Origin of the sequence: Pararhodospirillum photometricum DSM 122, assembly GCF_000284415.1 — a bacterium.
Lineage (GTDB): Bacteria > Pseudomonadota > Alphaproteobacteria > Rhodospirillales > Rhodospirillaceae > Pararhodospirillum > Pararhodospirillum photometricum.
In genome coordinates, this window is record NC_017059.1 from 1,029,884 (window position 1) to 1,052,938 (window position 23,055).

Annotated in this window: 16 protein-coding genes, 3 tRNA genes and 1 pseudogene; 12 read left to right on the plus strand and 8 right to left on the minus strand. The window is 66.1% G+C overall.

Annotated elements, in window-relative coordinates; all coding sequences use genetic code 11:
- Positions 1-6: 6 nt before the first annotated feature.
- Complete coding sequence (locus RSPPHO_RS04495) at positions 7-2,334, minus strand: sensor histidine kinase (protein WP_162138084.1); 2,328 nt, start codon at positions 2,332-2,334, stop codon at positions 7-9.
- Positions 2,335-2,600: 266 nt separating this feature from the next.
- On the opposite strand from RSPPHO_RS04495, the gene RSPPHO_RS04500 reads away from it, so the two are divergent.
- The 3 genes from RSPPHO_RS04500 to RSPPHO_RS04510 all read left to right on the plus strand — a co-directional run bounded on the left by RSPPHO_RS04500 (position 2,601) and on the right by RSPPHO_RS04510 (position 6,555).
- Positions 2,601-3,350 carry a hypothetical protein gene (locus RSPPHO_RS04500; protein WP_014414086.1) on the plus strand — a complete coding sequence of 250 codons (750 nt, stop codon included), beginning with the start codon at positions 2,601-2,603 and terminating at the stop codon, positions 3,348-3,350.
- A 138-nt stretch (positions 3,351-3,488) separates the two neighbouring features.
- Positions 3,489-5,156, plus strand: a complete 1,668-nt coding sequence (locus RSPPHO_RS04505; protein ID WP_157879087.1) for a methyl-accepting chemotaxis protein — start codon at positions 3,489-3,491, stop codon at positions 5,154-5,156.
- 103 nt (positions 5,157-5,259) lie between these two features.
- Entirely contained in the window at positions 5,260-6,555 is a 1,296-nt protein-coding gene (locus RSPPHO_RS04510) for a HAMP domain-containing sensor histidine kinase (protein WP_014414088.1), read from the plus strand.
- A 100-nt stretch (positions 6,556-6,655) separates the two neighbouring features.
- Here RSPPHO_RS04510 and RSPPHO_RS04515 read toward each other — a convergent pair whose 3' ends face one another.
- Positions 6,656-8,572 carry an ABC-F family ATP-binding cassette domain-containing protein gene (locus RSPPHO_RS04515; RefSeq protein WP_014414089.1) on the minus strand — a complete coding sequence of 639 codons (1,917 nt, stop codon included), beginning with the start codon at positions 8,570-8,572 and terminating at the stop codon, positions 6,656-6,658.
- Positions 8,573-8,799: 227 nt separating this feature from the next.
- Between RSPPHO_RS04515 and RSPPHO_RS04520 the strand changes: the two genes are divergently transcribed.
- The 8 genes from RSPPHO_RS04520 to gyrB all read left to right on the plus strand — a co-directional run bounded on the left by RSPPHO_RS04520 (position 8,800) and on the right by gyrB (position 17,589).
- A complete protein-coding gene (locus RSPPHO_RS04520) occupies positions 8,800-10,029 on the plus strand; it encodes a VWA domain-containing protein (RefSeq protein ID WP_041794191.1) in 1,230 nt (409 codons plus the stop codon).
- Positions 10,030-10,223: 194 nt separating this feature from the next.
- Entirely contained in the window at positions 10,224-10,490 is a 267-nt protein-coding gene (rpsT, locus tag RSPPHO_RS04525) for a 30S ribosomal protein S20 (RefSeq protein WP_041794194.1), read from the plus strand.
- Positions 10,491-11,184: 694 nt separating this feature from the next.
- Positions 11,185-11,658, plus strand: coding sequence for a DnaA N-terminal domain-containing protein (locus tag RSPPHO_RS20875; RefSeq protein ID WP_242390569.1), 474 nt, complete (start codon positions 11,185-11,187; stop codon positions 11,656-11,658).
- A gap of 4 nt (positions 11,659-11,662) precedes the next feature.
- Positions 11,663-12,685 carry a chromosomal replication initiator protein DnaA gene (dnaA, locus tag RSPPHO_RS04530; protein WP_242390645.1) on the plus strand — a complete coding sequence of 341 codons (1,023 nt, stop codon included), beginning with the start codon at positions 11,663-11,665 and terminating at the stop codon, positions 12,683-12,685.
- Positions 12,686-12,833: 148 nt separating this feature from the next.
- On the plus strand, positions 12,834-13,952 hold the full coding sequence (gene dnaN / locus RSPPHO_RS04535) for a DNA polymerase III subunit beta (protein WP_041794197.1): 1,119 nt from the start codon (positions 12,834-12,836) through the stop codon (positions 13,950-13,952).
- Positions 13,953-14,066: 114 nt separating this feature from the next.
- Positions 14,067-14,861 (plus strand): DNA replication/repair protein RecF, encoded by a 795-nt coding sequence (locus tag RSPPHO_RS04540; protein ID WP_014414094.1) that lies wholly within the window; start codon positions 14,067-14,069, stop codon positions 14,859-14,861.
- Between the two features lie 56 nt (positions 14,862-14,917).
- A complete protein-coding gene (locus tag RSPPHO_RS20880) occupies positions 14,918-15,097 on the plus strand; it encodes a hypothetical protein (RefSeq protein WP_242390570.1) in 180 nt (59 codons plus the stop codon).
- An 83-nt stretch (positions 15,098-15,180) separates the two neighbouring features.
- Complete coding sequence (gene gyrB / locus RSPPHO_RS04545) at positions 15,181-17,589, plus strand: DNA topoisomerase (ATP-hydrolyzing) subunit B (RefSeq protein WP_014414096.1); 2,409 nt, start codon at positions 15,181-15,183, stop codon at positions 17,587-17,589.
- 115 nt (positions 17,590-17,704) lie between these two features.
- On the opposite strand, the gene RSPPHO_RS04550 is transcribed toward gyrB, so the two are convergent.
- Both RSPPHO_RS04550 and RSPPHO_RS04555 read right to left on the minus strand, forming a co-directional pair.
- Positions 17,705-19,312, minus strand: a complete 1,608-nt coding sequence (locus RSPPHO_RS04550; protein WP_081581646.1) for a methyl-accepting chemotaxis protein — start codon at positions 19,310-19,312, stop codon at positions 17,705-17,707.
- Positions 19,203-19,679 carry a hypothetical protein gene (locus RSPPHO_RS04555; RefSeq protein WP_157879088.1) on the minus strand — a complete coding sequence of 159 codons (477 nt, stop codon included), beginning with the start codon at positions 19,677-19,679 and terminating at the stop codon, positions 19,203-19,205. Before RSPPHO_RS04555 ends, RSPPHO_RS04550 begins: the two co-directional genes overlap by 110 nt.
- 378 nt (positions 19,680-20,057) lie before the next feature.
- On the opposite strand from RSPPHO_RS04555, the pseudogene RSPPHO_RS04560 reads away from it, so the two are divergent.
- Positions 20,058-21,145 (plus strand): annotated as a pseudogene (locus RSPPHO_RS04560) (NnrS family protein).
- A 60-nt stretch (positions 21,146-21,205) separates the two neighbouring features.
- Here RSPPHO_RS04560 and RSPPHO_RS04565 read toward each other — a convergent pair.
- From RSPPHO_RS04565 to RSPPHO_RS04580, 4 genes are all read right to left on the minus strand, one after another.
- Positions 21,206-21,280 (minus strand) — tRNA-Thr (locus RSPPHO_RS04565).
- 16 nt (positions 21,281-21,296) lie between these two features.
- A tRNA-Thr gene (locus RSPPHO_RS04570) sits at positions 21,297-21,371 on the minus strand.
- A gap of 18 nt (positions 21,372-21,389) precedes the next feature.
- Positions 21,390-21,464: transfer RNA gene (locus tag RSPPHO_RS04575), tRNA-Thr, on the minus strand.
- Positions 21,465-21,634: 170 nt separating this feature from the next.
- Entirely contained in the window at positions 21,635-23,002 is a 1,368-nt protein-coding gene (locus RSPPHO_RS04580) for a bifunctional diguanylate cyclase/phosphodiesterase (RefSeq protein WP_041794206.1), read from the minus strand.
- Positions 23,003-23,055 lie beyond the last annotated feature (53 nt).

Consider the following 23,055-nt stretch of genomic DNA (forward strand, 5'->3'; position numbering starts at 1 on the left):
GCCCCCTTACCGTGATCGAGGGGTCTGGGGAGGCCGCGCCTCTCCAGCCTTCTCTCCCTCCACCGGCCGCCGCGCAGGCAACCGCACACACACGGTCGTCCCCTTGCCCAGCGCGCTGGCCAGGGTCAGGCTCCCTCCATGCAATTCGACCAGCGCCTTGGACAGCGGCAGCCCCAGACCGGTGCCGTCGTAGCGCCGCGCCAAGGTGGCATCGACCTGACCGAAGGCCTGCAAGGCGACCGGGATGTCCTCGGGGGCCATGCCGATCCCGGAGTCAATCACCTGAATCTCGAGAAAGTCAGCCTCGGAGCGGGTGACAACCCGCACGGTGCCGCTCGCCGGAGTAAATTTGATGGCGTTGCTCAGAAGGTTGATGAGCACCTGCTTCAGGCGGCGCGGTTCGCCATCGACCAAAGGCAAGGCGCCTTGGGTGTCGAAGGTCAAGGCGACGCCGGCTGCCTGGGCACGCTCGCTGATCAGGCGGCGCACCGCCTCCAGGATGCGGACAACGGCCACAGGCTCGAAGAACACCTGCATGCGCCCGGCTTCCACCCGGCTGACGTCGAGGATGTCGTTGATCACGTCGAGCAGGTGGCGGCCCGACTCGCTGATGTTGACGGCATAATCCCGGTACTGCCGAGCGCCGACTGAACCGAACATCTCGTTTTGGATAATCTCGGAAAAGCCGATGATGGCGTTGAGGGGGGTACGCAGCTCGTGGCTCATGTTGGCCAGGAACTCGGACTTGGCCCGGCTGGCCAACTCGGCCTGTTCCTTGGCTTCGAGCAGGCGTTCTTGGGCCTTGCGGCGATCGGTGACGTCGGCAACCGAGCCGATCAGACGGACCAGCCGGCCCTCGGGCCCGCGCCGGGCCGAGGCTTGGTGACGCACCCAGGTCTCCTCACGGTTGGCCAGCCGAATCTCGGCCGAGAAGAGATCGCTTGTGCCCGAGAGCACCCGGCCCAGTTCGGCGCGGTAGCCCTCCACATCGTCGGGATGGACCAGGGCCAGCCAGTCGCGTGAGGTGGTGATGGTGGCCGGATCGGCGCCGATCACATCGCGGATACGATCGGAATAGGTCATTTGGTCGCGATCCACGTCCCAATCGACGATCGCCTCGTTGATCGCCGACAGGGCCAGGGCTTGGCGCTCCTCGCTTTCGCGCAACCGAGCCTCGGCCTTCTTGCGCTCGGTGATGTCGCGGGTCACGGCGGTGTAAAGCGGCTGGCCGCCGAGGTGCACCTGGCTGACCCCGAGTTCCACCGGGAACTCGCTGCCATCGCGCCGCCGCCCCACAACCTCGCGGCCGGGCCCCAGGGACGGCCGGTCCTCGCGCGGGCGCACGGCGGCCAGCAGGCGCCGGACCTCGCGCCCGGGGACCAGAACGGCAAGACTGGCGCCCACCAGATCCTCGGCCCGGTAGCCAAACATGCGTTCCGCCGCCGGGTTGAGGGACTGGATCAAGCCCTGGCCATCAACGACGATCACCCCGTCGATCATGGCGCGCATGATGCCGTCCAGACGCTGCTCGCGCTGGCGCGCCATTTCCGAGGCCTTATGGGTATCGGTAATGTCGATCATCACGCCCACCCGGCCCCCTTCCGGGGTGGGTGATTCGATGACGCGGACCCAGCGCCCCTTGGCGTTGAGAAAGTCCCAAGGGCCGCGCGGGGCCTTGTGCCGGGCGAGGCACAGGCCCAGCCAGCGCCCCGGGTTGCGCTGGGCCGCCGGGATGGCGCCGAGGAAACAGGCCAGACTCATCATTTCATAGTAGCTGGTGCGCCCGGGCGGTGGCTTGAGGCCGGGCAGAAGCTCCATGACCCGATGGTTGCACAGCACGATGCGGTCTTCGTCGTCGCAGAGATAGAAGCCCTGGGTGGTTGACTCCAGCGCGCGAGACAGACGGGTCTCTATCTCCAGGACACGACGCTTGCTTTCCTCCAGCATCTCGGCGCGACGCTTCATAGCGGTGATGTCGCGCACGAGGGTGAGGCTGGAGCCATCGCGAAAGACCTGATCGCGGGCCAGCGCCCAATGGCCATTACTGAGCCGAACCTCGGAAGCTTCCCGCCGCGCCCGGCGTTTCAAGCGCTCGGCGATCCAGCAGGCCCCGCCATCTGTGCCGGGATCGACATAGCCAACCTCGACCAAGGCGTGGATGAGGTCGGAGAACGTCCGCCCAGGGACCAGGAGGGGCTTCAAGGCTTCGAACATCGCCATGTACCGGGCGTTGACATACACCAGACGATCCTGGCCATCGAAGTAGACGGCGCCATCCTCCAGGGTTTCCAACAGGTCGAAAAATTTCTGCTCCGAGTGCATGACGGGGGTCATGCCGTCTTGTGCCTCCCTGCATGGCATGAGGCCTGGCCCCACCGATCCGGGCGCAGGTGCTCGCCTTTGTAAACCAACGAGATCAAGCTCCCTATGAAGGATCATCCCACACGCAAAGGCAAGACACAGGCGCGTGCCAGGGGGCCTAAAAAAAGCAGGAGCGCGGGCCCGGACCGCCCCCGCGGGATCACAACTCTGGTTGACCCAGGTACAAAGCGAATCGACAATAACAGAAGGAGGGGACGCGCGGAAAAAGGACCAGAGACATGGCGCGATCCGGGGATAAAAAGCCATTTACAGCCGAGTTGCACCGGCGCCGTCCCCAAGACGGCGAAGAGGTGGACAATGCCACTCTTCTACGAGCCATTGAGGCTCTTCAGGCCCAGGTCGCAGCCCTGGGGGGAGGTCGCACCGACGATGACGAAAACGACCCACAGACTGCCGCCTCAACCGATCCAGCGGCACCGCCCCCCGTGAGCCCGACCCAGCACGCGGAAAACCGCCTGCTGAAGATTGAATTGAACGCCCTGGCCCACAGTATCGAAACCACCAAGAAAGAAATCGCCCTTCTGGTTGCCGAAGACAGTCAAGGCGATCGCCTGACCACCGTCACCAACGAACTGGACGCCGTGGTCAGCGCCACCGAAAACGCCACCCACACCATCTTAGACAGCGTTGAACGCATGGCCGGCCTGGCCGCCCAAATCCAGGCCCAGGAGCAAGACAGTTATATTCGCCGCCTTGCCGACGAAATCCAGGAACTGACCGTTGGCGTTTTCGAAGCCTGCAATTTTCAGGACCTGACGGGACAACGCATTGGCAAGGTCGTCAACACGCTCAAATATATCGAGGCGCGTGTGGATCGCATGATGACGATCTGGGGCCGGGATACCTTCCGCGATTTGCCGTTCGAGCCGGAAGAACGCTCCCCTGATGTGGACAAACGCCTTCTCAATGGACCGCAAGATCACGTCAGAGCCATCAGCCAAGACGAAATCGACCTTCTTTTCGGATAAGGGGCCTGCAAAAGGGGCGGCGCTTGACCGTTTTCCCCTTCATTTCCGTTGCTGGGAGAGAGAAACAAAACGTATCCTAAGGTATGGGACTCGGCACGGGAGGGGAGAATGCGGCCAGGAAAGACGACGCGGTTAACCATGACGGTGTCCCAGCGGGTCGCCCTGGTGGTTCTTCTCAACACACTGCTCATCGGCCTGACCGTTGGAGTTGCCACCCTCTCCATCCTCACCCAAAAAGCCGAACAGGACGCCCTGGACGCCATCGACCGCTCCATGCGGGTCGCCTGGAACGAAGTCACGGCCCTGGGCGAGCCCCTTGCCGTGCGCGATGGCCTGCTGTACGCCGGATCGCAGAGGCTTGATGACAACGACGCCGTCGTCGATCGCATCGTCGCCCAGGTCGGGGGCACCGCCACCGTGTTTCGCGGCGAGACCCGTGTCGCCACAAACGTGCGCAAGCCTGATGGCACGCGCGCCGTAGGAACCACCCTGGCCCGCAACGCCGCCCACACAGCGGTGTTCACCCGCCAGGAGCCCTATCGCGGCATCGTCGAGATCCTCGGCGAACCCTACATCACTGGATACGACCCCATTCGGGGAACCGATGGCAGCGTGCTTGGCATTTTGTACGTGGGCATGCCCGTCGCCCAGTTTTTTGCCGCCGCCGAGGCGGTCAAAACCTGGATCTTGGTCACGCTCGTCGGCTGCGGCGCCTTGGGGCTGGCCCTGGCCCTGGGGCTGGCCCGTCTGACCATCGTGCGCCCGCTGCATGGCATCACGGCGACCATGGCCCGGCTGGCGGCGGGGGAAGAAGTCCAGGCCATCCCTCACACCGAGCGCGGCGACGATATCGGGGCCATGGCCCGCGCCCTGGAGGTTTTTCGCGCCAACGCCGCCGAAACGCTGCGCCTGCGCGGCGAGGCCGCCTTGCGCGACGAGGCCCAGCGCCGCCAGCGCCGCCAAGACCTCCTGGCCCTCGCCGACGAAATGGAGGCCAAGGTCCACACCGTGGTTCAAGCCGCCGGCACGTCCATCGACCGGCTGCATCGGGCTGCCGACGATCTGACAGCCAATGCCGGCCGCACCGGGGCGCAAAGCACCACCTTGGCCCAGGCGAGCACTCTGGCCTCGACCAAGGTGGAAACCGTGGCGGTGGCGGGGCAACAGCTCGCGGCCTCCATCCAGGAGATCGCCCGCCAAGTGGCCCAGTCCAGCCAGATCGCCGGCGAGGCGGTGGCCGAGGCTACCCAGACGCGCGACATTGTGGAAGGCTTGGCCCAGGCCGCCACCCGCATCGGCGAGGTCCTGACCCTGATTGACGGCATCGCGAGCCAGACCAACCTGCTGGCCCTCAACGCCACCATCGAGGCAGCGCGGGCCGGCGAGGCGGGCAAGGGCTTTGCCGTGGTCGCGCATGAGGTCAAAACCCTGGCCGGACAAACGGGCCACGCCACCGACGACATTTCCCGCCAGATCGCCGCCGTGCAGGAGGGAACCCGGGCCGTGGTCGCGGCCATCCACGCCATTGCCCAGACCATTGGGCGGATCGACACCTTTTCCAGCGGCATTGCCGGCGCCGTCGAGGAACAAGGCGCAGTCACCGCCGACATCGCCCGCACTGTCGAAGCCGCCAGCCGCGGCGTGCGCGACGTCTCCACCAGCGTGGCTGCCGTGGCCCAGGCCGCCGCCGACACCGGCCGCATGGCCCAGGCGGTCTTTGGCGTGGCCGAGGAACTAAAGCGCGAAAACCAGGAAATCCAAGACGCCATCGAGAGCTTCCTGACCGAAGTCAGAGGACGCCCCTAAAATAGACCGAGGGGTCTGGGGAGGCCGCGCCTCCCCAGCCTTAAAAAAAGAAGGCTGGGGAGGCGCGGCCTCCCCAGACCCCTCGATTCCGTCAGAGGATCCCATGGGACGCTTGTTTTGGAAGCTGTTCTTCTGCTTTTGGTTGGGCATGGTCTTGTCGTTCGTTGCCGGCGTGACCTACCTCCTGCTCACCGACTACCGCGAGGCGGCCCACTCGACGGCGGGGGTCCAGGCGGGGGTGATGCTGGCCACCGCCGAAGCCCTGGTCGCCACGGGCGGCGTGGACGCCCTCACCCCGGTCCTTGCGCGCTGGAACGCCGAAAGCCCGCGCCTGGGCGTGCTGGACGCCACCACCGGACAGCGCCTCGCCGGTGTCGTGCCCACAGCCCCCCCCGGCAGCCGCCTGGACGTGACGCCTCCCGATGGGCGCCCCGTGGTGCTGGTGACCGACGTGGTGGCCCTGAGCCTGGGCGAGCACCCCTCGCCGGTCGGCATCCCGGTGATGTCGGGCGCGGTGGTGGCCTTTGTTCTCAGCTATTTCCTGGCGTGGTACCTGTCCCACCCCTTGCAGAAGATCCGCTGGGCCCTGGGGCGGGTGGCGGAGGGGCATTTTGATACCCGGGTGGCGCCGCGCCTGGGCCAGCGCCGCGACGAAATCGTCGATCTCGGCCACGACGTGGATCGCATGGCCCGGCAACTGCAACAGTTCGTCGAGGAGCGCCAGCGCTTGTTGCACGATATCTCCCACGAACTGCGCTCGCCGCTGACCCGGCTTCAAGCCGCCATCGGGTTGGTGCGCCAAGATCCCGCACGCTCCGGCCCCATGCTGGAACGCATCGAGCGCGAGGCGGTGCGCATGGATGTTTTGATTGACGATCTGCTGACCCTGGCTCGCCTTGAGGTCGGGTCTTTCCCCTTCGCCCGCGAGCGGGTTGATTTGATCGACCTCCTCTCGGCCATTGTTGACGATGCCGCCTTCGAGGCCGAGGCCCAGGGCTGCGCCGTCACCTTGAACGCCGAGGGAAATTTCGTGTGCACCGTGAGCGGCGAGGTCTTGTATCGGGCGTTTGAGAACATCGTGCGCAACGCCGTGAAGTTCACGGCGCCCGGTACCACGGTGGTGGTGCGGGCCGAGGCCCTTGAGGAGGAGGGCCAGCCCTGGCTGCGGGTCAGTGTCGAGGACCACGGGGCCGGGGTGCCGCCGGCGCTTCTGGGGCGCATTTTCGAGCCGTTCTTGCGTGTGGCCAGCGATAGCCCAACCCCGGGGTTTGGCCTGGGCCTTGCCATTGCCCGGCGCGCCGTCGAATCGCACGGCGGGCGCATTCATGCCGAGTTGGCTGGGCATGGCGGCTTGCGGGTGGTGATGGTGTTGCCTGGGGCGCCTGCGGGGGAGAAATAAGGGCAGGCTGGGGAGGCGGGCCTCCCCAGACCCCTCCGATCCTTGGGGATCCCTCGGGAACGAGGGGTCTGGGGAGGCCCGCCTCCCCAGCCTTCCCTTTTTACCCTTCCGCGAGAGCCGGCTCGGCAGCGGTCGCGGTTTCCAAAGCCTCATGGGCCAACAGCCACGTTTCCTCGGCCTCGGCCAAAGCACGCTGAACCTCGCCCAGGTCGCGTTGCAAAGCGGTCACGGCAGCGGCCGGTCCCTGGTACAACGCGGGATCGGCCAGCTTGGCCTCGATCTCGGTCTTTTTCTTTTCCAGAGTCGCCAGCTTTTTCTCGGCCGCCTCCACCGCCTTGCGCAAGGGCGCCAGACGGGTTCGGGCCTCGGCGGCGGCGCGGCGACGGTCCTTCTGGGCCTGGGCCGAGTTGAGCGCGTCGCTAGGACCGCTGGCCGAGCCCTCGCGCCGGGCTTCACGGGCGCGCTCCAGCAACAAGGCGCGGTAATCGTCCATATCGCCGTCAAACGGGGTCAGGGTGCCGCCATCCACCAGCCACAGCCGGTCGGCGACCATTTCCACCAGACGCGGATCGTGAGAGATCAGGACGACGGCCCCTTGGAAGACATTGAGCGCCCGCATCAGGGACTCGCGCGAGTCGATGTCGAGGTGGTTGGTCGGCTCGTCCAAGATCAGCAGATGCGGGGCCTCGCGGCAGGTCAGGGCGATCAGCAACCGCGCCTTCTCGCCGCCCGACAGCGACGACACCGGCGTGTTGACCCGCGCCTCGCCAAAGCCGAAGCGGCCCAGGTGGGCCCGGATTTTCTGGTCGGCCAGATCGCCCATCAAGCGCCGACCGTGCTGCAACGGCGTCTCGCCCAGGCGCAGCTCCTCGGTCTGATGCTGGGCAAAGTAGCCGATGCGCAGCTTGGAAGGGGCCCGCAGCTCGCCGCCCAGCAGGTCCAGCCGCCCGGCCAGCACCTTGGCCAGGGTTGACTTGCCGTTGCCGTTGGCGCCCAGCAGGGCGACCCGGTCGTCCATGTCCAGACGAAAGTTGAGACCGCGCAGCACCACCGTGTCGCCATACCCCGCCACCCCGTTCTCCACGGCGATGACCGGGGGCGGCAAGGACTCGGGGTCGGGGAAATCAAACGGGATCACCGCTTCCTCGACCGTGGCGGTGATCGGGGTCATGCGCTCCAGACGCTTCAACCGACTCTGGGCCTGACGCGCCTTGGTCGCCTTGGCGCGAAAGCGATCGACAAACGCCTGGATGTGCCGGCGCTCCTCGGCCTGACGCTGGGCCGCCTTGGCCAAGTGCTCCAGCCGCTCGGCCCGCGTCCGCTCGAAGCGATCGAAGTTGCCCTGGTAGGAGACCAGCTTGCCGTTCTCCAGATGCAAGATGCGCTCGACCGCCCGGTTGAGCAGATCGCGGTCGTGGCTGATGACGATCAAGGTGCCGGGATAGCTGGCCAGAAAGCTCTCCAGCCACAGCGTCGCCTCCAGGTCGAGGTGGTTGGTCGGCTCATCGAGCAGCAAGAGGTCGGGCCGGGCAAACAAGGCCGCTGCCAGGGCCACGCGCATGCGCCAACCGCCCGAAAAGGTGCCCACCGCCCGGGTATGGTCCTGGGACGCAAACCCCAGACCGCAGAGAATCGCCCCAGCCCGGGCCGGCGCCCCGTGGGCCCCGATCACCGCCAGCCGCTCGTGCAGATCGGCCACGCGGTGGGGATCGGGGTGGCCGTCCAACTCGGCCAACAAGGCGGCGCGCTCGGTATCGGCGGCCAGCACGCAGTCGAGCAGCGAGATCTCGCCGTCGGGCGCCTCCTGGGCCACCTGCCCCACCCGGGCGCGCGGGCGCACGGCGATGGAGCCGCCATCGGGGCTGCGCTCGCCGAGGATCAAACGAAACAGGGTCGTCTTACCCGTGCCATTGCGGCCGACCAGACCCACCCGCTGGCCTTCGGGAACGTGGGCGCTGGCGCCGTCGAGAAGGGTGCGGCCGCCAATGCGGCTGACCACGGAATTCACATGAAGCATGGGCCGGTCCCGCGCGCGAATCGTTAAAAGGGCACCATACGAAGCCCCTCGGCTTGGCGCCAGCCCTCCGCTTTGATGTATTCCACTCCTTGCCCCCCCAAGGAGTGGAGGGGTCTGGGGAGGCCCCCGCCTCCCCAGCCTGCCTTTTTTGTCTTTCCTGGCCCACAGCCCCAGTCACCACAGTCGGGACTCCGCCCGGAAACCTCGCCCATAGGAGAGGCCTTGAGATGATGTTGTCGCGTGGCACCCGCACCCCCCTCCAAACCCTGGTGGGCGGGTCGGCGTTTTCCCTGACCTGGCACCTTCGCGGCCTCGGCGCCGAGGCCTCGGTATTTGGCCTCGATGCCCAGGGCCGACTCGCCGACGACCGCTACATGGTCTTCTATAACCAGCCGACGTCGCCGTGCGCCGGCGTGCGCCTCGCCGCCCCCGACCGCTTTGAGGTGGACGTCACCCGCCTGCCGGCCAGCCTCCAACGCCTTGTCCTGGTGCTGTCCGTCGAGGGCCCCGGGGTTTTTCACGACGTGACGGCGGGCTCCCTGGTTCTCAGTGCCCCGGGCCACGAGGCCCGCTTCGATTTCACCGGCCAGGAGTTCGCGCAAGAGCGGGCCTTGATGCTGGCCGAGGTCTATCGCAAGAACGACCAGTGGCGGGTGGCGATCGTGGCCCAAGGGTTTAACGGTGGCCTGGACGCGGTGGTCCGGCATTTTGGCGGCGAAGTCGCCGAGGACACCCCGCCACCGCCCCGTGTCTCCCTGGAAAAGCGGGTGGCGGCCGAGGCGCCCCACTTGGTGGACCTGACCAAGAAGGTCGGGGTAAGTTTGGAGAAGAAGGGCCTGGGCCGCCTTCAGGCGCGAGTGGGACTCGTCTTGGATGCCAGCGCCTCCATGCGCCGTCAGTACAAGGACGGCAAGGTGCAAGCCCTCCTCGACCGGCTCTTGCCGCTGGCCCTGCGCTTTGACAGCGATGGCGCCTTGGATGTGTGGGCGTTCGACGATCGCCAGACTCCCCTGCCCCCGGTATCCCTGGCCAATTGCCGCGACTATATCGCCCAGGCCAATGGCGGCTGGCGAGCCTGGGTGGGGGGCGCCAATGACGAGCCCTCGGTCATGCGCGACGTCATCACCCACTTTAAAAAGGATCGCAGCCGACTGCCGGTCTATATTCTTTTCGTGAGCGATGGGGGGGTTCACAAAAACCGCGAGATCAAGGACCTGATCACCGAGGCCTCTTCCCTTCCCCTGTTTTGGCAGTTCATGGGACTGGGGGGGCGCAATTATGGCGTCCTTGAACGCCTGGACACCATGGGCGGCCGCACGGTCGATAACTGCGGCTTCTTTGCCATTGATGACCTGCACGACCTGGATGACGAGGCGTTTTACGATCGTCTGCTCCAGGAGTTCCCCCTGTGGCTGGGCGCGGCCCGCCAAGCCCGCATCGTCCAGGACGAGGCCTAAGGCCCTCCGCCCCCCGAACGAGGGGCCTGAGGAGCCGGCGTTCTCCATGCTAGGCTCCCCCCCTCCGATTCCCCTGTTTTGCTTGACGGTGGGAGGGGGCGCGCCGTATAAGGCATGTCTTCTAGGCGTCCCCGGGTCCCGGGAGGGATTGGGGCGGGCGCTTTTTTTCACTTGACCATCATGTGGAGCAGGGAATGGCCAACCACAAGTCGGCGGAAAAGCGCATTCGCCGCAATGCTAGCCGCGCCGAGATCAACCATGCGCGCATCGGGCGTATCCGCACCTTCGTGAAGAAGGTCGAGGCGGCGATTGCTCGGGGCGACCAGGCGGCGGCAGGCGAGGCGTTCAAGGTCGCCATGCCCGAGATGCAGCGCGGCGTGACCAAGGGGGTTCTGCACAAGAACACCGTGTCGCGCAAGATTTCCCGCCTTGCCGCCCGCATCAAGGGTCTGGGCGCCTAAAGCCTGCGGACTCGGCACCCTGGGTGCCAGAGCCCCGACGCCAGGGTGGAACGAGCGCGCTCGTGTCCGCCCTTTTGGCGTTTTAAGAGACCCCCCGATCGCGTTGGCGACGGGGGTTTTTTCGCGTCCGGCCCAGGCCGCCGATCGGCCAAGGAGCACATATCACAGGTTGTTCCCGGAGTCTGGCGGAGTCAGTTCTAGACTCTGGTTCAAGAACGCTTGGTAACCCCCTGGTTTCCACAGGATGTTGGGTTTAATAGCGCTGGATCGACGATGACGCACAAAATATGGTGTCAACGCGGGAAATTAACTGTGTTCTCCTTTCGATCTCGTTGCCTTGTGCCGAAGCTGGCCCTACCCTTCTGCCGTCATCGGTGTCCTCAGAGTCTAAAAGACCGGCCGATTCGATTGCCTTGACCTCCTTCGAGTCTCCTTCTGGAACCAGTCAAGGTCAATCTTATGAAGTCTCCCCATGGATCGAGAAAGAAGCGGTAGGAATTTATTAGGATGTTCTTTGGTATTTCTTGTATGTGGATTTGTTTTTCCCTACATGCTCCTGGATAAGGGGTATTTTAACGAGATGTTAACCTTGGTGTGACGAATTCCGGCCCCCGCAACGAAGCAGCGGGAAGCATGGGGGAGGATCCCCTGGGGTCGTGTCCCTGTTGGGACGCCTGAAAGTGGAGTGGGAACAATGGACGGAGCGTCGGGGCGCGATGGAGCGGCGGTGATCCGGTGGGATCGCGTGCGGGGCCAGCTCAAGCGGGAATTCGGAGAAACAGCGTTCCGAACCTGGGTCCAGCCCATGACCTTGGCCCAGATTGGCCCGGGCTCGGTGCGCCTGGGCGTGCCCACCCGCTTCATGCGCGACTGGGTCATGACCCACTACGGCGACCGCATCCGCTCGCTGTGGACCGAGGAAGATCCCTCGGTGCGCATCGTAGACTTCGTCGTTGAGGGCAGTGCACGCCCGACCAAGCCGGCGGCTGGTGCCGGGTCTGCCGGGCCCATCGTGTCGCAGCCTGCCTTCGAGGAGCCTTCGTCCCCGCCTGCCCCCCACGGCCCCTGCCCGTCGTCCCCGGGCCCCGCGCTCACGCCTCAAAGCCGAGGAGCCCCGCGTCTCGGCGCCGACACCGGCCGCCCCGCCCCCGCCCCCGACTCTGGATGATGGCCTGTCGGCCCCCCTCGACCCTCGCTACACCTTCGACAACTTTGTCGTGGGCAAACCCAACGAGTTCGCCTACGCCGCTGCGAAGCGCGTGGCCGAGACCGCTGGGATGTCGTTTAACCCGTTGTTCCTGTACGGCGGTGTTGGCCTGGGCAAAACCCACCTGATGCACGCCATTGCCCGCTGTGTGCGCCAAAACCAGCCGCTGCGCCGGGTGATTTATCTGTCGGCCGAGCAGTTCATGCACCGCTTCATCCGGGCGCTGCGCCAGCAGGATACCTTGTCGTTCAAGGAGCAGTTCCGCAGCGTGGACGTGCTGATGGTGGACGACATCCAGTTCATCAGTGGCAAGGACAGCACCCAGGAAGAATTTTTCCATACATTCAATGCCCTGGTCGATCAGGGCGCGCAGATCGTCCTCTCGGCCGACAAGTCGCCGACCGACCTTGACCACATCGGCCAGCGGCTGCGCTCGCGCATGTCCTGTGGCTTGGTCGCCGACTTGCACCCCACCACCTACGAGCTGCGCCTGGGCATCTTGGAGTCGAAGGCCGAGCAGATGGGCGTGCCGGTGCCGCCGCGCGTGCTGGAGTTCATCGCCCACAAAGTCACGACCAACGGCCGCGAGGTCGAGGGCGCCTTGATTCGACTTGTGGCCCATGCCCAGCTCGTCGGCCGCGCCCTGACCGTGGAGACGGCCCAGGAAGTCCTCCACGATCTGGTCCGCGCCCACGACAGACGGGTGACCATCGAGGACATCCAAAAACGGGTGGCCGATCACTTCAAGATTCGACTGGCCGACATGCACTCGGCGCGCCGGGCCCGCGCCGTGGCCCGGCCGCGTCAGGTGGCCATGTACCTGAGCAAGCAACTGACCAGCCGCTCGCTGCCCTACATTGGCAAGAACTTCGGCGGGCGCGACCACACCACGGTGATGCACGCGATTCGCAAGATCGAGGAACTGATGGCCGGCGACCCCTCCTTCGCCGAGGACGTGGACCTGCTGCGCCGCATGCTGGAAGCCTAAGCCGCCCAAGAACCGAAGGGCCCCGGGGAGGTCCGCCTCCCCGCCGTTCGGCTTTTGCCGCTTTTCCTTGGGTCTCGCCACCGTTTAGCGTATACTCCGGTCCTTTTCTCGTCTGGCCCGCGTGGCCTCCAGATTGGTCCAGGTCCCCATGAAGCTGACTCTTGAGCGCACTGCCTTCCTCAAATCCCTGGGGCACGTCCAGAGCGTGGTCGAGCGGCGCAATACCATTCCCATTTTGTCGAACCTGCGCATGACAGCCTCGGCGGAAGGCCTGGGCCTCAATGCCACCGACATGGACCTGGAGATCACCGAATCGATCCCGGCCACCGTCTCCCAACCCGGCGCGACAACCGCCCCCGCCCATACCTTGTACGACATCGTGCGCAAGCTGCCCGATGGCAGCCAGGTGGAACTCAGCCACGAGGGCGGCGACGGCCCCTTGGTGTTGCGGGCGGGGCGCTCGCGTTTCCAGTTGGCCTGCTTGCCGGTGGACGACTTCCCGGTGATGAGCCCGGGCGACTTTTCCCACAGCTTTGTCCTGCCGGCCGCCGATCTGCGGGCGTTGATCGACCGCACCCGCTTTGCCATCTCGACCGAGGAAACCCGGTATTACCTGAATGGTATTTTCCTGCACGCCACCGAGGCGGCGGGTCAGCCGGTGCTGCGGGCGGTGGCGACCGATGGCCATCGCTTGGCCTGCGTGGAAATCCCGCTGCCCGAGGGCGCGGCCGGCATGCCGGCGGTCATTGTCCCGCGCAAGACGGTGACCGAACTGCGCAAACTGGTCGAGGAAACCGGCATGGTGGTGAACGTGTCGCTCTCTGAGCACAAGATCCGCTTTGCCTTCGACGACGTCTGCCTGATCTCCAAGCTGATCGACGGCAAGTTCCCCGACTATGAGCGGGTGATCCCGACCGACAACGACAAAATCCTGGAGGTGGCACGCCAGCCCTTCGCCCAGGCCACCGACCGGGTGGCGGCGATTTCCACCGAGAAGTCGCGCGCCATCAAGGTGGCGGTGGCGGCGGGCACCCTGACCTTGTCGGCCTCAAGCCCCGAGGCCGGCTCGGCGGTCGAGGAGATCGAAGCCTCCTATGGCGCCACGCCGTTGGAGATTGGCTTCAACGCGCGCTACCTGCTCGACATTCTCGATCAGGTCAAGGGCGACGCCGTGCGCCTGCATCTGGCTGACTCGTCATCGCCCACCGTGCTGCGCGACGCCGCCGATGCCTCGGCGGTGTACGTCTTGATGCCGATGCGCGTGTGAGTCTGGGGCCCTGGCCGCCGGCGGCGGTCCTGAGCCTGACCCTGACCCGGTTTCGCGGCTTTGGTCAAACCCGCCTGAGCGTGGGTCCGGCCCCCGTTGTGCTGTGGGGCGCCAATGGGGCAGGCAAAAACAAACCTCCTGGAGGCCTTGTCGTTTCTCACCCCGGGCCGGGGCCTGCGCGGCGCGGCGCTGGCCGAGGTCGGGTATCGGCCCACGCCGCACGCCCCGCCGTCCCCAACGTGGGGGGTGGCGGCCCGCTTGGCACTGGGTGTCCGGGGCGCGGCCGAGGTGGGCACCGGGCGCGAGGTGGCGGCGGGCGAGCGGCGACTCGTGCGCATTGATGGCCGCAGCGCCGCCGGGCAAGCGGCCTTGGGCGCCTTGATGCCGGTTTTGTGGCTGACCCCGGACCTGGACGGCTTGTTCCGGGGAGCGGCATCGGATCGGCGACGATTTTTGGATCGACTCGTCAACGCCTTGGATCCCGAGCACGCTGGCCGGGCGGCCGCCTATGCCCGGGCCCAACGCGACCGCCTGCGCCTGCTGCGCCAGGGCGGCGCTGTCCCCGCGTGGCTTGATGCCCTGGAAGACGTGATGGCCCGCCAAGGGGTCGCCGTGGTGGCGGCGCGGGCCCAGTTGCTGGATCTGCTGGGCGAGACCGCCGCCGCCGGGGCCGGGCCGTTTCCCGGGGTGCGGGTGGATCTGGTCTCCGAGATTGCCGGCTGGCTGGCCCACGAACCGGCCCTGGGGTGGAAGAGCGCCTGCGCCGGGCCCTGGCCGCCAGCCGGCGCCCCGATGCGGCGAGCGGGACCACGGGCCAGGGCCCTCATCGCGATGACTGGCAGGCCAGCCACGCGTCCACCGGGCAGCCGGCGCGCCACAGCTCGACAGGCGAGCAAAAGGCCCTGCTGATTGCCCTGGTGTTGGCCCAGGCCCGGGTCCTGGCGACGCGCTGGGGGATGGCGCCCTTGCTCTTGCTTGATGAAGTCTCGGCCCATCTCGACGCAACGCGGCGTGCGGCCTTGCTGGGGGAGATTGATGCCCTGGGCGCCCAGGCCTGGGTCACGGGCACCGACCCTCAAGCATTTGAATTCTGGACCAAAACCGCGCAATTTCTGCGTCTCGACGCGGGGGCTGTGCTAGACTAGGCCCTTGCTAGATCGCCGGCTCCCTGGGCCGCTTCCTCGCGCGTCCGGCCCGTCGCCGGCTGCCCAACCCTGACGGAACCCCCATGACACAACAGGCCTATACCTCTGAATCCATCAATGTTCTCAAGGGCTTGGAGGCGGTGCGCAAGCGCCCGGGCATGTACATCGGTGATACCGACGACGGGTCGGGCCTGCACCACATGGTCTACGAAGTCGTTGATAACGCCATTGACGAGGCGCTGGCCGGCTACTGCGACCGCACCGAGGTGGTCTTAAACGGCGATGGCTCCATCACGGTGCGCGACAACGGGCGCGGCATTCCCGTCGATATCCACAAGGGCGAAGGGGTGAGCGCCGCCGAAGTGGTGATGACTCAATTGCACGCCGGCGGCAAGTTCAACCAGAACGCCTATAAAGTCTCGGGCGGCCTGCACGGGGTCGGCGTCTCGGTCGTCAACGCGCTGTCGGACTGGCTCGACCTGTACATCTGGCGCGACGGCAAGGAGCACTACCTGCGCTTCGAGCACGGCGCCGCCGTGGCCCCCTTGGCCGTGGTTGGCGACAGCCAGGGCCGGAGCGGCACCCAGATCACCTTTTTTGCCTCCCCGTCGATCTTCACCCATACCGACTACGACTACGCCACCTTGGAGCACCGCCTGCGCGAGCTGGCCTTCCTGAACTCCGGCGTCCGACTCGTTCTGATGGATTACCGGAGCGCCGAGCCTCGCGTCGCCGAATTCCACTACGAGGGCGGCATCGAGGCCTTTGTCCGCTACCTCGACAAGTCCAAGAAGGTGCTGCACGCCTCGCCGGTCACCGCCTCGGGCGAACGCGACGGCATCACCGTGGATCTGTCGCTGGAATGGACCGACAGCTATCACGAGTCGGTGCTGTGCTTTACCAACAACATCCCGCAAAAGGACGGCGGCACCCACATGGCGGGCTTTCGCGCCGCTCTGACCCGCACCCTCAACACCTATGCCCAAAACAGCGGCCTGCTCAAAAAGGAAAAGGTCGCCCTGACCGGCGATGACATGCGCGAAGGCCTGACCTGCGTGCTGTCGGTCAAGGTTCCCGACCCCAAGTTCTCCAGCCAGACCAAGGAAAAGCTGGTCTCGAGCGAGGTGCGCCCGGTCGTCGAGGCCGTGGTGTCCGAACGGCTCGACCAGTGGCTGGAAGAGCACCCGCAAGACGCCCGCCTGATCGTTGGCAAGGTCATTGAGGCCGCCGCCGCCCGCGAGGCCGCCCGGCGAGCCCGCGACCTGACCCGGCGCAAAGGGGCGCTCGACATGGCGAGCCTGCCCGGCAAGCTGGCCGATTGCCAAAACCGGGATCCGGCCCACTCCGAACTGTTCATCGTGGAGGGTGACTCGGCCGGTGGCTCGGCCAAACAGGGCCGCGACCGCGCCTTTCAGGCCATTTTGCCCCTGCGCGGCAAAATCCTGAACGTCGAGCGGGCCCGCTTCGACAAGATGCTGTCGTCGGCCGAAATCGGCACCTTGATTGCCGCCCTGGGCACGGGCATCGGCAAGGATGATTTTGCGATCGAGAAGACCCGCTACCACAAAATCATCATCATGACCGACGCCGACGTGGACGGGAGCCACATCCGCACCTTGTTGCTGACTTTCTTCTTCCGGCAGATGCCGGAGATCGTGGAAAAGGGCTACCTGTACATCGCCCAGCCGCCGCTATACCGGGCCCGGCGCGGCTCGTCCGAGCAGTATCTCAAGGACGACCGCGAGATGGAGGACTACCTCATCAGCGCCGGCCTGGAGGATACCGTCTTGATCCTGGGCGACGGCACCCAGGTCGGCGCCGCCGATCTGCGCGATCTGGTGGAACGCTCGCGCCTCGCCCGCTCCGCCGTGTTGGGCATGGGCCGCAAGGTGCCCTGGGACCTCCTGGAACAAGCGGCCATCGCCGGCGCCTTCTCGCCCGAGATCCTGGCCGATCCCGTTCGGGCCCAGGCCGCCGCCGATCAGGTGGCCGCCCGGGTCGATGCCCTGGCCGATTCGCTGGAACGGGGCTGGCGGGGCAGCCTCGCCGACGGCGGCGGCCTTTCCCTGCGCCGCACCCTGCGCGGCGTCGAGGAGGTCCACACCATCGACGGTCCGATGGTCCACAGCACCGAGGCGCGGCGCCTGGGCACCATGGCCGGCGCCCTGCGCGACATCTTCGGCCAGCCGGCCACCTTGCGCTCGAAGGAAGGCGACACCCGCATCCCCGGCCCCGTCGCCCTGGTCAACGCCATCATGACCGCCGGTCGGCGCGGCATCTCCATCCAGCGCTACAAGGGCCTGGGCGAGATGAACCCGGAACAGCTGTGGGAAACCACCTTGGACCCCAACGCCCGCCGCCTGCTCCAGGTCAAGGTCGCCCAGGCCGATCAGGCCGAGGATGTGTTTGCCACCTTGATGGGCGACGTGGTCGAGCCGCGCCGTGAGTTCATTCAGGACAATGCGCTGAACGTGAAGAACTTGGACGTTTGAGGAAAGGCTGGGGAGGCGGGGCCTCCCCAGACCCCTCCGCTCCTGGGGAATCGTGTCGGCGGCAGGACCCCATGAATGTGGGGTCTGGGGAGGCAAGCCTCCCCAGCCTTCCCTGTTACGCGGCCCGCATCGTCGCAACAAACCGCTGGAGCTGCGCCTCCAAGTCCTGCACCCGCCCCCTCAAGGTCTGGGCCGCGACGTGGACGGTGTCGGACTGGCCGCTGACCTGCCCCACGGTGGTCGAGACCTCGTGGATGTGGCCGGTTACATCCTGGGTGCCGGTCGCGGCCTGGGTGACGTTGCGTGAAATTTCCCGAGTGGCGGCCCCCTGTTCCTCGACGGCGGCGGCGATCCCGGCGGCCAGGGCCTGGGCCTGACGGGCCACGTCGTTGATCGCCCGGATGCCGGCGACGGCCTGGGCGGTGGCCTGCTGGGTGGCCTGGATGCGGCTGGCGATCTGCCCCGTAGCCTGGGCGGTTTGGGCGGCCAGGGATTTGACCTCCCCGGCGACCACGGCAAACCCCTTGCCGGCCTCGCCGGCCCGCGCCGCTTCGATGGTGGCGTTGAGGGCCAGCAGATTGGTTTGGCTGGCGATGGCCTCGATCAGCGTGACGATTTCCCCCACATCCTCGCTATGGCGGGCCAGATCTTCGATGAGGCGGCGGGCTTCCTCGGCGTCGCTGGCGGTGCGGCTGGCGATGTCGGCGCTTTGGGTGACTTGGCGGGCGATTTCGTCGATGGAGGCGGCGAGTTGCTCCGAGGCCACGGCGACGGTTTCGACATTGGCCGAGGTCTTGACGGCGGCCTGTCGCACGGCCTCGCTGCCGTGACCGGCTTCGGCCATTCTAGCTTGCAGGGCCTGGGCCATGCACTCCATGTCGGCACTGGAGGCGCTCAAAGCCTGGAGCACGTGGGTGACGGACGCCTCGAAATCGAGGAGCAGTCCCCCCAGCAGGGTCTTGCGCGCTTCCTCGGCCTCGTGGCGCTGGGCCTCCTGGCGGGCTTGCAGCAACGCGACCTCGTGGGATCGATCTCGAAAGACCTCGAGGGCGCGGGCCATGGCGCCGAGTTCGTCCTGGCGGTCGCGATCGGGCAAGGCGGTGTCGAGGTGGCCGTTCGAGAGCGCGGTCATGGCGACGGTCATGCGGGAAACCGGCTGCGCGACGCCGCGCCACAGGAAGACGGCCAGCGTGGCCAGCACGATGACCAAGCAGCCCAGCACGCCGCCGCCGACGACCATGCCGAGAACCCGCACAGGGGCATGGATGCTCTCGGGATCGAGGGCGACGCCCACGGACCACTTCCCGGCCATGAGTCCGCCCAGGGGATGGAACTGGAGGAGGGGGATGTCCCCGTCGGGCACGGCCGGCGGCTGATCGGGTGCAAAGCCGAGGGAGGTCAAGACCTTGGCCTTGTCGGGGTGGACCAGGATCTGACCCTTGGCATCGACCAAGAACAAGAACCCCTTGCCGCCGAGAGTAACGGTACTCAAATACGCTTGCAAGGCCTTCAACGGCAGATCGGCCCCCACCACACCACGCACCGCGTTCCCCTGCCTCACCGGTTGGGCCAGGGTCAGAACCAGGACCTTGGTCGTGATATCCACATAGGGATCACTCAGCGTCAGGGTGCCGGCCTTGAGCGCTGCCTGATACCAGGGTCGTGGCCTTGGATCGTAGCCTGGGGGCAGTCCCGGTCGGGTTGGAGGTGGTAAAGGCGCCATCTGCCTGATGACCAAAGTAAACCTCGGAGAACAAAGAGGTCAGAACAGGGCGAGTGACCAGGGGCGCCAGGGCGGCCGGATCAGGGGTGGTTTCAATATCGGCGGCCAATCCCTGGATCAGCAGCAGGCGGCCTTCGAGCCAGTTTTGCACGGCCAGGGCAGCGGAATGACTGGCCTCATTCACTTCGGTAGCAATTTCCTGCTCCAAAATACGACTACTGTAGGTGTAGACCCACACCCCCAATCCACCGAAGGACAGGATCAACAAAAGCCCGGTCCCCAGCAGAATCTTGATCACAAATTTCTTGCGTGCGGTCTGCCGCACAATACCCTCATCTGGGAACGCCGCTGTGGATGTCCTGACCATGGTCGTGCACTCCATATTCTTTACGCCTTTCATCCCTCAAGGAGATTCTCCTTGATGATTATAAAAGGCACCCCCCTTCTCTCAGGAGGCGAGGCATCATCCTCTGCCTATACCACCAGCACCCGCCAATCGGAATGCCCTTGATGTCGTTTTTCTGGGCACCTGAAAGGTGACATTCTTATAAAGGCAGTGGTTTTTTGTTTTTTTTCCCGCAACCTTAATCTTGCTGTCATCCTCGTGTAGATACTACCATTTCCTACTTTCCTCGGACTTGGCTACGGATGCCTCTCCATGCTCCCTCCTTCGCCCCTGATGCTCTTTTTTGCCCGCGCCTTCCGGCCTTTTTTCCTAGGGGCCGGGCTTTATGCCGTCGTGGTCATGGGACTTTGGCTGCTTGTACTGCAAGGCCGCCTCGTGATCCCCGGCCCCTTTGCGCCGCTGGGCTGGCATGCCCATGAGATGCTGTTTGGCTTTGCCGGGGCGGCCGTGGCCGGCTTTGTCCTGACGGCCTCCCCCAGTTGGACCGGGCGCCCCCCGTTGCGGGGGGGACACTCCTGCTTCTGGCCTTCTTGTGGCTGGCGGCCCGCCTTCTGATCGCCCTGCCCACGCCGTGGCTGCTGGGCGCTGCGGTGGAGACAGGCTTTTGGCTGATGCTGACAGGCTTGTTCACTCACGAGGTCGTGGTGGCGCGCAACACCCGCAACCTGCCGGTCAGCGTGGCCCTAGGGCTCCTGGGGGGCGCCTCGGCGGTGGACTGGCTGGAAACGGCGGGCGTGCTCCCGGACCAGAACATCGGCCCCCGGCTGGCGCTAACGGTGTTGGTTGGGTTGATCGCTCTGATCGGCGGGCGGATTGTGCCCAACTTCACCCGAACTTGGTTGAAGCAGCACCAAATCTCCGACGTCCCCCCGCCGCCAGATCGCCTGGATCACATCGCCCTGGGCCTCACGATCGCAAGCATGGCGGGGTGGACCGCCTTCCCCCAAAGCCCGATGGTCGCCCTGCTTCTGGCCTTGGCCGGCCTTGCCACCGTGGCCCAATTGGCGCGCTGGCGTGGCGCGGCAACCGGGGCAGAAGGTTTGGTTTGGATCTTGCACGTCGCCTATGCCGGAGTACCGGTCGGGCTTTTGGTGCTGGCGGCGGCGGTCTGGCGGCCGGCGTGGGGCCTGGACGGGGCGGCGCTGCATGCCCTGGGAGCGGGGGCGATCACCTTGATGGTAGTGGCCATCATGACCCGGGCCACCTTGGGCCACAGCGGCTTGGCGCTGCGTGCCGATGCGCCAACTCGTTGGATTTATGGTTTTTTGCTGATCGCGGCGCTGGCGCGCGGAGGCGCTGCGGTGCCGGGCACCCCGTATTGGCCGCTGCTGCTGATCTCGGGCGGCGCGTGGATCGCCGGATTTCTGGTTTATCTTGGGCGCTATGGCGTGATCCAGGCCCGGGGAGCAGGTCCCCAGCCACGGTAAGATGGGCCTTGGGGAGGCTTGCCTCCCCGGCTGTCACGATACCCGTCACGACCAGGAAAATGGTGCCGCTGAGAAGAATTGAACTTCCGACCCCACCCTTACCAAGGGTGTGCTCTACCCCTGAGCTACAGCGGCTCATGCCGACAAAAAATGGTGCCGCCGAGAAGAATTGAACTTCCGACCCCACCCTTACCAAGGGTGTGCTCTACCCCTGAGCTACGGCGGCCCACGCCGACAAAAAAAGTGGTGCCGCCGAGAAGAATTGAACTTCCGACCCCACCCTTACCAAGGGTGTGCTCTACCCCTGAGCTACGGCGGCACGCCATGGACCGGGATCCGAGAGGACCCCGTCCGGGGAGGGCGGCAAAGTGCCACGCGCCCCGGGGGCTGGCAAGGAAAAAATGAGGGACTTTGCTTTTTTGCCGCGCCGGACCTCCCGGGAAGAACCACGAAAAGAGAAGACAGGCTCCCCCTTCCCTTCCTGGAGGCTCAGGTGGCCGTGGCGAGACAGCGCGCCAAGCTCCACCCGCCAACCAGCCGCTCGAACTCGGCAACCGGGACGGCCGCGCCGTAGAGAAAGCCCTGGGCCACCTCACACCCCAAGGCGGCGAGGGCTTGGTGTTGCTCGACGGTCTCCACCCCCTCGGCGACGACGCCCAAGCCCAGGCCGCGGGCCATGGCAAGAGCCGTGGCGACCAGGGATCGGGACGCCCCGGCCACGGTGAGAGACGCAACAAACGTGCGGTCGATCTTCACGGCCGTCACCGGCAGGCGTTCCAGCAGGCTGAGGGAGGCCCGACCGGTACCAAAATCATCGAGCAAGACCTCGAAGCCGGCCCGGCGCAGCTTGGCAACCTCGTCCAGAACGGGACGGGGATGGATCAGGATCTGGGCCTCGGTGATCTCGAACGCCAAAAGGTCGGGGGTCAGGCCCAGGGCCTCGATATCGCGCAGCAAGGTCTCCACAAAGTCGTCGCTGCTGAGATCCATGGCGCTCAGGTTAACCGACAAGCGCAACGCAGGGCGGCCAAGGGCACGACGATCGGCGCCAATCTCGGCGACGCGCTGGATCACGGCCCCGGTCAGGGCGCGCGACAGACCGCCGGTTTCGGCCAGGGGGATGAACTCCTCGGGCAGCACCACGTGACCGTCCAAGAACCAGCGGCACAAGGCCTCGGCGCCGATGATGGTTCCGCGCGCCAGATCAACCTGGGGCTGAAGGTGCACGTCAATCCCCCGGTCGCGCTCCAGGCTTCGACGCAAGGCGGTGCGCAGGCGCAAGCGACGATAGAGACCATCGTTCATGGCCCGGGTATACCGAATCGTTCCCCCTCCCTTGCCCCCCTCTGCCGCCAGCAAGGCGGCTTGGCCGTGCCGGGAGAGCGTGGACGCCTCGCGGACCTCAGACCCCGGGTCCACGCACGCCACGCGCAACCGCACCGGCGCCATGCCTCCTTCAACCGGGACCGGCTGGGTTTGCAGGGTCTCCAGCACGGGCGGGTCGAGACCATCGGGACCGGCAAGCCCAACGAGGCTGTCATCGGCGAAGCGAGCAAGGCGATCAAGGCCGATGGGCGGACCTTGCAAAACACCGGCCACGGCCCGCAACACCTGGGTGGCCGCGGTGGCGCCAAAGGTGGCCGCGATGACCGCCACCCCTTCCACCGCACAAAAGACAAGCACCGGCCTGGGTCCCGGCTCTTGCAACCTCTGGTCTAGCATGCGCTCGAAACCATGGCGGTTGGGCAAGCCCAAGGCACCATCGTGATAGGCGAGGCGCTCAAGACGCGCGATCTGGTCCACGGTTTCGGCGGCCTGAGCCACACTGCTGGCGAACCGCCAAAGACTATCAAGCATGTCTCGCGCAGGAGGACGAGCCAGTCCCTCGACCACCAGAAAAATGCTGCGCC

Coding starts and splice junctions, on each gene's coding strand:
- gyrB (WP_014414096.1), top strand. CDS start 15,181: ATGACACAACAGGCCTATACCTCTGAATCCATCAATGTTCTCAAGGGC.
- RSPPHO_RS04500 (WP_014414086.1), top strand. CDS start 2,601: ATGGCGCGATCCGGGGATAAAAAGCCATTTACAGCCGAGTTGCACCGG.
- RSPPHO_RS04540 (WP_014414094.1), top strand. CDS start 14,067: ATGGGGCAGGCAAAAACAAACCTCCTGGAGGCCTTGTCGTTTCTCACC.
- RSPPHO_RS04505 (WP_157879087.1), top strand. CDS start 3,489: ATGACGGTGTCCCAGCGGGTCGCCCTGGTGGTTCTTCTCAACACACTG.
- dnaN (WP_041794197.1), top strand. CDS start 12,834: ATGAAGCTGACTCTTGAGCGCACTGCCTTCCTCAAATCCCTGGGGCAC.
- RSPPHO_RS04550 (WP_081581646.1), bottom strand. CDS start 19,312: ATGGCGCCTTTACCACCTCCAACCCGACCGGGACTGCCCCCAGGCTAC.
- RSPPHO_RS04520 (WP_041794191.1), top strand. CDS start 8,800: ATGATGTTGTCGCGTGGCACCCGCACCCCCCTCCAAACCCTGGTGGGC.
- RSPPHO_RS04580 (WP_041794206.1), bottom strand. CDS start 23,002: ATGCTTGATAGTCTTTGGCGGTTCGCCAGCAGTGTGGCTCAGGCCGCC.
- RSPPHO_RS04495 (WP_162138084.1), bottom strand. CDS start 2,334: ATGACCCCCGTCATGCACTCGGAGCAGAAATTTTTCGACCTGTTGGAA.
- rpsT (WP_041794194.1), top strand. CDS start 10,224: ATGGCCAACCACAAGTCGGCGGAAAAGCGCATTCGCCGCAATGCTAGC.
- RSPPHO_RS04515 (WP_014414089.1), bottom strand. CDS start 8,572: ATGCTTCATGTGAATTCCGTGGTCAGCCGCATTGGCGGCCGCACCCTT.
- RSPPHO_RS04510 (WP_014414088.1), top strand. CDS start 5,260: ATGGGACGCTTGTTTTGGAAGCTGTTCTTCTGCTTTTGGTTGGGCATG.
- RSPPHO_RS20875 (WP_242390569.1), top strand. CDS start 11,185: ATGGACGGAGCGTCGGGGCGCGATGGAGCGGCGGTGATCCGGTGGGAT.
- RSPPHO_RS04555 (WP_157879088.1), bottom strand. CDS start 19,679: ATGGTCAGGACATCCACAGCGGCGTTCCCAGATGAGGGTATTGTGCGG.